This is a genomic window from bacterium (genome assembly GCA_035549195.1).
Classification (GTDB): Bacteria; Oederibacteriota; Muellerivitia; order Muellerivitales; family Muellerivitaceae; genus DASZRK01.
In genome coordinates this window covers 75947-85982 of record DASZRK010000049.1, presented here as the reverse complement: position 1 = coordinate 85982, position 10036 = coordinate 75947, and the positions used below count along the sequence as shown (strand labels likewise).

At 62.2% G+C, this 10036-nt stretch carries 4 protein-coding genes; all 4 read left to right on the top strand.

Annotation, left to right across the window (positions count from 1 at the left end; all coding sequences use genetic code 11):
- Positions 1–237 (top strand): hypothetical protein (locus VHE12_09505; protein HVZ81012.1); only part of this gene is annotated, 237 nt, incomplete at its 5' end.
- Positions 238–354: 117 nt separating this feature from the next.
- Positions 355–2820, top strand: a complete 2466-nt coding sequence (locus VHE12_09500; GenBank protein ID HVZ81011.1) for a DUF3536 domain-containing protein — start codon at positions 355–357, stop codon at positions 2818–2820.
- A gap of 102 nt (positions 2821–2922) precedes the next feature.
- On the top strand, positions 2923–5142 hold the full coding sequence (glgB, locus tag VHE12_09495; protein HVZ81010.1) for a 1,4-alpha-glucan branching protein GlgB: 2220 nt from the start codon (positions 2923–2925) through the stop codon (positions 5140–5142).
- 330 nt (positions 5143–5472) lie between these two features.
- Positions 5473–10017, top strand: a complete 4545-nt coding sequence (gltB, locus tag VHE12_09490) for a glutamate synthase large subunit (protein HVZ81009.1) — start codon at positions 5473–5475, stop codon at positions 10015–10017.
- Positions 10018–10036 lie beyond the last annotated feature (19 nt).

Sequence of the window (10036 nt, the reverse complement as noted above, 5' to 3'; positions counted from 1 at the left end):
GGGTTCATCCTGAAGGTCCGGGACGACCTGCGTCCGGCCCCCGACGCCAGCATGGTGGACCCCATGCTCCTGTTCGCCGATCCGGTGGTCGGGCTCGTCGCCGCCTCGCAGAAAGGGGATGAAGATGAGGTCGGGAAGTGCCGGAAGCGGATCGCGGTGCTCTTTCCCTATACCGGAGAATGGGAGCGCGATGATGCTTTTCTACGGGCCATGGGGATCGGTTCCAGGGACCGGTGAAACCGCTGTTGTCGGCTTGTTTGCTGAGGAGGCCCCTGGATCGGGCTTGAAACAAAGTTTCCCCGGGCCGGATATTCCGATTAGAATTTAACGATATTCCCAGCCTGTTGAGGTCCCATGTCCACTGCCCTGGTCATTCACGGCCATTTCTATCAGCCCCCCCGGGAGAACCCCTGGACCGGCGTCATCGACGACCAGCCCAGCGCCCAACCCTTCCCGAACTGGAACGACCGCGTCTATTACGAATGCTACCGCCCCAACGCCTTCGCCCGCGTCTTCGACCTGAAGAGCGGCCGCATCGAAAACATCCTCAATAATTACGAGTCCATGAGCTTCAATTTCGGGGCCACCCTCCTGTCTTGGATGGAAAAATACCACCCGGGCACCTACCAGAAGGTCCTGGAAGCCGACCGAAAGAGCGTCCAGAGGAACGGCGGACACGGCAATGCCATCGCCCAAGGCTATAACCACACCATCCTGCCCCTTTGCAACGATGCCGACCGGGTGACCCAGGTCAAGTGGGGGGTCGAGGACTTCAAGCAACGCTTCAAAAGGGAACCCGAGTCCCTCTGGTTGCCGGAGACCGCCTGCAATGACGCCACCCTGGGCACCCTGATCGACGAGAAGATCAAGTACGTGATCCTTTCCCCCGAACAGGCCCAACGGGTCAGGCCCCTCTCGGGAGGGGATTGGGTGGATGTGGGGGATGGGCGCATCGATCCGGGCATGCCCTATCGTTACTTCCATCGGGACGGATCGGGCCGTTCCATCGACATCTTCTTCTATGACAAGGGGATCGCCCGGGGCATCGCCTTCGAGGGATCCCTCATCTCCAGCCAGGCTTTCCTGGACCGGATCGGCCGGGTGGGTCAGGGGGAAGGCCGTATCGTCCAGACCGCCACCGACGGCGAATCCTATGGCCACCATACCAAGTTCGGGGACCGGAGCCTGGCCTATGCCTTGAAGGTGGAAGCCAGCCAAGGCGGCTATTGGGTGACCAACTACGGGGCCTTCCTCGAGAAATATCCCCCGACCTGGGAAGCGGAGATCAAGCTGGGGGACGAGGGGAACGGCACTTCCTGGAGCTGCGCCCATGGGGTGGGCCGTTGGTACCGGGATTGCGGCTGTCAGACCGGAGGGCGGGAAGGTTGGAACCAGGCCTGGCGGGGGCCCTTGCGCAAGGCCTTCGACCTCCTGAGGGACCGGGTCCAGGATCATTTCGAGCAGGAACGCGGCAAGCTTTTCACCGATCCCTGGGCGGCCCGGAACGACTACATCCACATGGTCCTCGACCCCGAGGCGCCGCGGAAGCCCTTCCTGGAGAAGCATGCCGGCCGGGCCCTCACGGAGGCCGAGCAGGTCAAGGCCCTCACCCACCTGGAGATCCAGCGCAACGCCATGCTCATGTACACCAGCTGCGGCTGGTTCTTCACCGAGATCTCCGGCATCGAGACCGTGCAGGTGCTCAAGTACGCCGCCCGCATTTTCGACCTGATGGCGACCCTGGGTTTCGAATCCCCCGAGAACGACTTCCTCGCCGTCCTGGCCGAGGCCAAGAGCAACATCCCCGAATACGGGACCGGCGCCGACATCTACCGGCGTTTCGCCGAGCCGACCCGCGTCACGCCCCAGGGCGTGGTGGCCCACTTGGCCATTTCCTCCCTGGTCAATCACACGCCGGAAAAGGACGAGGCGGGCGGGTTCCTTTACGAAATGCTGGACCTGCGCAAGGAGGAGCACGGCCGCTTCACCCTCATGACCGGCCACGTGCTCCTCCAGGAGGCCATGACCCGCCAGCATTTCCGTTATGCCTTCGCCGGCCTGCACCTGGGCGGGATCGATTTCTACGGGGCCATCCGGCCCTATATCCGCAAGGAGAATTTCGCCCGCTGCTCCAAGCACCTTTGGGACCAGTTCTACCTGGTGTCCCTGCCCAAACTGCTGCGGGTCATGCAGGAGGAGTTCGGGCCCGAGGAGTTCGGGGTCGAACAACTCCTGCCCGAGAGCCGCCAGAAGATCTTCAAAGAGGTGTTCGGGACGCTGGTGGAACGCTTCTCCGAGCAATACGTGCGCCTTTACGAGGATAATCGCCGCAACCTGGAGATGCTCCAGTCCGTCGGGTTCGAACTGCCCCGGGAGATCCGGGCGGCGGCCGAGTTCACCTTCGGGAAACTCTTCGAAGAGGAGATCCAGAAGCGGGAGTGGTTCAAGGACCCGGACGCCTACCGCAACCTCATCGCCCTGGCCGACGAGGTCACCAAGCACGGCTACCGCATCGACCGTTTCGTGGCCGAGCATACCTTCCGGAACCTCATCACCGAGATCGTGGAGATGGCCGTGGACCGTCCGTCGGACGAGAACATCCGGGCGGCCATGGCGGTGGTCCAGCTCACCAAACGGCTGGGGCTCGAATACAACCTCTACCTGGCCCAAGAGGCCGTCTATGAGGCGGCCGGCAAGTCCGTTCATTTCGAGAAGATGGTCGAACTTTCTGAGATACTGGACCTGAAGACGGACCTGCTCCTGGACGTGAACGATAAGTTCAAGAAGTCCCTGCACACCGACGATATCGAAGTGGCTTGACGGGCCGGGAACAAAGGCGGCCCGAATTCTCGATTTTTAGTTCTTAATTCTCAATGGCCGTCATTAAGAATTAAAGATTCAAAATTCAAAATTGGATCCTGGATGCCCACCACCAAGAAAAAAGCCGTGTCGGCGCCGACCACCCTTTCGGCCGGGGAATTGAACAGCCTCCTTGACCTTTCCCATGGCGATCCCCACCGGGTCCTGGGCATCCATCCGGAAAAGGACGGCTGTCGGGTCAGGATTTACCGTCCCGATGCCGAGAAGGTCCTGGTCTCTTGGGCCGGGGATCTGGCCCAGCCCTTCGAACTGGAAAAGACCCATCCGTCCGGCATCTTCGAGTCCTTCCTGCCCCATGCCCCGCAAGGGCCGGTCCGCGTCCAGGTGGAATATCCGGGGCGAAGGCGCTTCACCTATTGGGACCCCTATTCCTTCTGGCCCACCCTGGGCGAGATGGACCTTTACCTTTTGGGGGAGGGGAACCATGAGAACCTGCACGAGAAGATGGGCGCCCATTTCATGGTCCACCAGGGCGTGGAGGGCGTCTCTTTCTCGGTCTGGGCGCCGGGCGCCAAGAGCGTCAGCGTGGTGGGGGATTTCAACAGTTGGGACGGCCGCCTGCATCCCATGCGCCGCATGGGGAACTCCGGCATCTGGGAGCTTTTCCTGCCCGAATTGCATGAGGGAATGAACTACAAGTTCGAGATCCGCACGCACGATGGGCGCCGCCTCCTGAAGGCCGACCCCTATGCCTTCGCCACCGAAAAACCGCCCCTCACCGCCTCGGTGGTCAACCGGTCCCGCTATGTTTTCCGGGACCAGGAATGGATGGCGGCCCGCTCCCAGGGCGATCTGCTGAAGAGGCCCATGTCCATCTATGAGGTCCATTTGGAATCCTGGCGCCAGGTGCCCGAGGAGGGGAACCGCCCCCTGACCTACCGGGAAATGGCCGAGGAACTGGGGGATTACGTGAAGGAGCTTGGGTTCACCCATGTGGAGTTCCTGCCGGTCATGGAGCATCCCTTCGGCGGCTCCTGGGGCTACCAGGTCTCCTCCTATTACGCCCCCACGGCCCGCTTCGGCACGCCCGACGATTTCAAGTACCTGGTGGACCAGCTCCACCAAAGGGGCATCGGGGTCCTTTTGGATTGGGTGCCGGCCCATTTCCCCAAGGATGAGTTCGCGCTGGGCCGTTTCGACGGGACCGCCCTCTACGAGCACCTGGACCCGCGCCAAGGGGAGCACCCGGATTGGGGCACCTACGTCTTCAATTTCGGGCGCAACGAGGTCCGCAATTTCCTGATGTCCAACGCCATCTTCTGGCTGGAGGAATACCATGTGGACGGCCTGAGGCTGGACGCGGTGGCTTCCATGCTCTATCTCGACTATTCCCGCAAGGAAGGGGAGTGGGTCCCCAATGTCCATGGCGGCCGCGAGAACCTGGAGGCCATCTCTTTCCTGAAAAGGCTCAATGAGGTGGTGCACGCGCGATTTCCCGGGGTGCTGGTCATCGCCGAGGAATCCACCGCCTGGCCGGGGGTCAGCCGGCCGACCTATACGGGAGGATTGGGCTTCGGGTTCAAGTGGAACATGGGTTGGATGCACGACACCCTCTTTTATTTCAGCCGGGATCCCATCTACCGCAAACACGACCACAACAACCTGACCTTCGGGTTCCTCTATGCCTGGAGCGAGAATTTCGTCCTGCCCATTTCCCATGACGAAGTGGTGCATGGGAAATATTCCCTCATCGACAAGATGCCGGGGGACCGCTGGCAGAAGTTCTCCAACTTGCGCGCCCTTCTGTCCTATATGTGGTCCCATCCCGGGAAAAAGCTGCTTTTCATGGGATGTGAATTCGGCCAATTCGCCGAGTGGAACCACAACCAGAGCCTGGATTGGCACCTGACCCAATGGGCGGACCACTGGCGCCTGCAGGACATGGTGAAGGCCCTGAACCGGCTTTACAAACAGCACCCGGCCTTTTGGGAGGCGGACGTGGACCCGGCCGGGTTCGAATGGATCGACGCCAATAACGCCAACGACAATGCGGTGGCTTTCCTGCGCAAGGCTCCCCAACAGGGGGAACAGATATTGGTGGTGGGGAATTTCTCGCCGGTCATTCGGACCGGTTACCGGGTCGGTGTTCCCAAGCCCGGGCGCTACAAGGAGATCTTCAACAGCGACTCCAATCTCTTCGGGGGGACCAACTTCGGCAATGATGGCGGTGTCCAGGCCGAGGCCGTTCCTTGGCACGGCCAGCCCTACTCGCTGGTGCTGTCGCTCCCGCCCTTGGCGGTTCTTTGGTTCGCGGTGCCCTGATCCCTCGCTGACCTGCCCGTCATTTTTGGCGCTGTCCTTCGGAATGGTCCCACCATTTCGTCGGTTCCTGGTCTTGCGGCCGCCTCTCGAAATCCGCTTCCGCCGGCCCTACCATTTCCCAAGGTTTTGGACGGCCTTTGGACCGGTCCAACAAGGCCTTGGGCATGGACTTTGCTTGAAAATACAGGGTCATTCTTGTAATTTAGCCCTCCCAACGAAAGGCAGTCTGTTCGGCGGCCCCCTCCAGAGGCCGCTTTTTTTAACTCCTGACAAGGCCGGATCCGTAAAGGCGGCCTCCGAAACCTCAAGATCAAGATGAGGAGAACATCGATGTCCCAGCAGCCCCTGAAATACGACCCCAACGAGAATCTGGTCGCTCCCTTCGACGCGGGAAAGGACTCCTGCGGGGTCGGCTTCGTGGCCAACATGAAGAACCGCAAGACCCATGAGATCGTCCAGCAGGGCATCGAGATCCTCATCAACTTGTCCCATCGCGGAGCCTGCGGTTGCGAGACCAATACCGGCGACGGCGCGGGGATCCTCATCCAGATCCCCGATAAGTTCTTCCGCAAGAACGCCTCGGCCTTCAACCTGACCCTGCCCCCCGAAGGGGAGTACGGCGTCGGGGCGGTCTTCCTCCCCAAATTGCCCGATCATATCCAGTATTGCGAGGAGCTCTTCGCCCGGGTCATCAAGGAAGAGGGGCAGACCCTCCTGGGGTGGCGCCTGGTGCCGACCGATAACGCCGAGATCGGACCCACCGCCCGTGCCAGCGAACCGGTCATGAAACAGGTCTTCATCGGCAAGTCCAAGGACCTCAAGGACCAGGACGCCTTCGAACGGAAGCTCTACCTGATCCGCAAGCGCGTCGAGAACGCCGTGGCGGCCTCCACCCTGACCGAGAAGGCCCTTTTCTACATCGCCAGCATGTCCTGCCGGACGCTGGTCTATAAGGGGATGTTGACCCCGGGCCAAGTGGCCCCCTATTTCCGGGACCTGCGGGACGCCTCGGTGGAATCGGCGCTCGCCCTGGTCCATTCCCGGTTCTCGACCAACACCTTTCCCTCCTGGGACCTGGCCCATCCTTTCCGCTACATCGCCCACAACGGCGAGATCAACACGCTGCGGGGCAACATCAACTGGATGCACGCCCGGGAAGCCCTCTTCGCCTGCGACAACTACAGCCCGGAGGAGATCAAGAAGCTCCTGCCCATCGTGCGCGAGGGCCAGTCCGACTCGGCCACCTTCGACAACGCGCTGGAGATCCTGGTCATGGCGGGCCGCAGCCTGCCCCACGCCATGATGATGATGATCCCCGAGGCCTGGACCGGCCATGCCACCATGCCGCAGTACAAGAAGGACTTCTACCACTACCATTCCTGCCTGATGGAACCCTGGGATGGTCCCGCTTCCATCGCCTTCACCGACGGCCGGGTCATCGGCGCGGTCCTGGACCGCAACGGCCTCCGCCCATCCCGCATCTACGTCACCAAGGACGACATGGTCGTCATGGCTTCCGAGGTCGGCGTGCTGGAGATCGAGCCCGCTCGTGTCCTCCGGAAGACCCGCCTGGAGCCCGGCAAGATGTTCCTCATCGACCTGATGGAGGGCCGCATCATCGACGACGTGGAGCTGAAGGAGCGCATCGCCAAGGCCCAGCCTTACGGCGAATGGATCAAGGAGAACCTCTCCCCGCTCGACAAGCTACCCGAGGCCCCGCACGTGCCCGAGCCCGACCATGACACCGTCCTGAAGCGCCAGAAGGCCTTCGGCTATACCCACGAGGACGTGCGCATCCTCATGGCCCCCATGGCCACCGATGGACAGGAAGCCATCGGGTCCATGGGCGATGACACGCCCTTGGCCGTGCTTTCGAACCAATCCCAGCCTTTGTTCAACTATTTCCGCCAGCTCTTCGCCCAGGTCACCAACCCGCCCTTGGACGCCATCCGGGAGGAACTGGTCACCACCGTCAACACCACCGTGGGCCCCGAGGGGAACCTCTTGAAGCCCACCCCCGAGTCCTGCCGCCAGATCGAGCTCAAGAGCCCGGTGCTGGACAACGACGAATTGGCCAAGTTCACCCACTTGAAGTTCAAGAACTACAAGGCCATCACCCTGCCCATGCTCTATAAGGTCGCCGAGGGCGGGAAGGGTTTGGCCAAGGCCATCCAGGAACTGCGCGAAAAGGCCAGCCAGGCCGTCAAGGACGGCAACCAGATCCTGATCCTCTCGGACCGGGGCTTGGACCACGACAACGCCCCCATCCCCAGCCTCCTGGCCACCGCCGGCGTGCACCATCACCTCATCAAGAACGGCGAGCGCACCAAGGTGGGTCTCATCGTCGAGTCGGGCGAGCCCCGCGAGGTCCATCATTTCGCCATGCTGTTGGGCTACGGCGCCAACGCCATCAACCCTTACCTGGCCTTCGAGACGCTGGATGACATGATCCGCCGCCGGATCCTGCCCTCCGACGTGGACCACAAGACCGCCGTGAAGAAGTACATCAAGGCCGCCAACAAGGGGATCGTGAAGGTCATGTCCAAGATGGGCATCTCCACCATCCAGAGCTACCGGGGCGCCCAGATCTTCGAGGCGGTGGGCCTGAACGCCGATTTCATCCAGGAGTATTTCACCTGGACCGCCACCCGGGTGCAGGGCATCGGGATCGAGGAAGTGGCCAAGGAATCCGAACGCCGCCACCGGGGGGCTTTCCCCGAACGCCCGAGCCGCGAGATGGACCTGGATTGGGGCGGCCGCTACCAATGGCGCCGCGACGGGGAGAAGCATCTTTTCAACCCCGACACCATCCACAAGCTCCAGACCTCGGTGAAGACCAAGAACTACAAGCTCTTCAAGGATTACTCCAAGGACGTCAACGACCAGTCCCGCGCCCTGGCGACCCTGCGGGGTTTGTTCCAGTTCAAGAAGGGGAACCCCATCCCCATCGACCAGGTGGAGCCCGCTTCCGAGATCGTGAAGCGTTTCGCCACCGGGGCCATGTCCTACGGCTCCATCAGCATGGAGGCCCACCAGACGCTCGCCATCGCCATGAACCGCCTGGGCGGCAAGTCGAACACCGGCGAGGGCGGCGAGGATGAGGAGCGCTTCACCCCGGAGCCCAATGGGGATTCCCGCAACTCGGCCATCAAGCAGGTGGCCTCGGGCCGCTTCGGCGTGACCAGCCACTACCTGGTCAATGCCAAGGAACTGCAGATCAAGATGGCCCAGGGGGCCAAGCCGGGCGAGGGCGGCCAGTTGCCGGGCAAGAAGGTCTATCCCTGGATCGCCAAGACCCGCCACGCCACGCCCTTCGTGGGGCTCATCTCGCCCCCGCCGCACCACGACATCTATTCCATCGAGGACCTGGCCCAGCTCATCCACGACCTCAAGAACGCCAACCACCACGCGCGCATCTCGGTCAAGTTGGTCGCCGAGATGGGTGTGGGGACGGTGGCCGCCGGGGTCGCCAAGGCCCATGCCGACCATGTGCTCATTTCAGGCCATGACGGCGGGACCGGGGCTTCTCCCCTGACCTCCATCAAGTACGCCGGGGCACCCTGGGAACTGGGGCTGGCCGAGACCCACCAGATCCTGGTGAAGAACGGCCTCCGGGACCGGATCGTGGTCCAGACCGACGGGCAGCTCAAGACCGGCCGGGACGTGGCTATCGCCGCCCTGCTGGGCGCCGAGGAATTCGGTTTCGCCACCGCGGCCCTGGTGGCCGAGGGCTGCATCATGATGCGCGTCTGCCACCTGGACACCTGTCCGGTGGGCATCGCCACCCAGAACCCGGAGCTCCGCAAGAAGTTCACGGGCAAACCCGAGTACGTCGTCAACTTCATGATGTTCATCGCCGAGGAACTGCGGGAATTCATGGCCGAGCTCGGGTTCAAGAAGCTCACCGACATGGTGGGTCACTCCGAACTGCTGGAGATGAACGGGGCCATCGCCCATTGGAAATCCAAGGGGCTGGATTTCTCCGCCATCTTCCACCGGCCCGAGGAATCGAACCAAGGCGCGGTCTATTGCACCCAGAAACAGGACCACGGCCTGGACAAGGCCTTGGACAACGAGGTGTTGCTCGAACGCTGCAAACCGGCTTTGGACGACAAGAAACCGGTGCGCTTCGAGGTGCCCATCCGCAACATCAACCGCACCGTCGGCACCATCGTGGGGGCCGAGATCTCCAGGCGTTACGGAGCCAAGGGCCTGCCGGACGACACCATCCAGATCACCTTCAAGGGCTCGGCGGGGAACAGCTTCGCCGCCTTCGTGCCCAAGGGCATGACGATGCGCCTCGAAGGGGACGCCAACGACTATGTGGGCAAGGGGCTTTGCGGAGGCAAGGTGATGATCTATCCCTCCAAGGAATCCACCTTCGTGCCCGAGGACAACATCATCGTGGGCAACGTGCTTTTGTACGGGGCCACCAGCGGGGAGGTCTTCATCCGGGGCAAGGCGGGCGAGCGTTTCGCCGTCCGTAACTCGGGTGTGGAAGCGGTGGTCGAGGGCGTGGGCGACCATGGTTGCGAATACATGACCGGGGGCCGGGTGTTGGTCCTGGGCGAGACGGGCCGGAATTTCGCCGCCGGGATGTCAGGCGGCGTGGCTTATGTCTGGAACCGCACCGGGGATTTCGCCGTGCGCTGCAACAAGGAGATGGTGGAGCTGGAGGAACTGGACGGGGACGACGTGAAGATCGTCCAGGGCATGCTCCGCAAACACCAGGATTTCACCGGAAGCACCGTGGCCGCCTCGGTCCTCAAGGATTGGGACAAGATGGCCAAGCAGTTCGTGAAGGTCATGCCGGTGGATTACAAGAAGGCCCTGCAGGCTCAAAAAGAAGGGAAGCAACCCGCCGCGGTCGCTTGATATTCGAACCACAGAGGGC

Excerpts from the sequence above, each read along its gene's own strand:
- VHE12_09500 (HVZ81011.1), top strand. The coding sequence starts at position 355 with ATGTCCACTGCCCTGGTCATTCACGGCCATTTCTATCAGCCCCCCCGG.
- glgB (HVZ81010.1), top strand. The coding sequence starts at position 2,923 with ATGCCCACCACCAAGAAAAAAGCCGTGTCGGCGCCGACCACCCTTTCG.
- gltB (HVZ81009.1), top strand. The coding sequence starts at position 5,473 with ATGTCCCAGCAGCCCCTGAAATACGACCCCAACGAGAATCTGGTCGCT.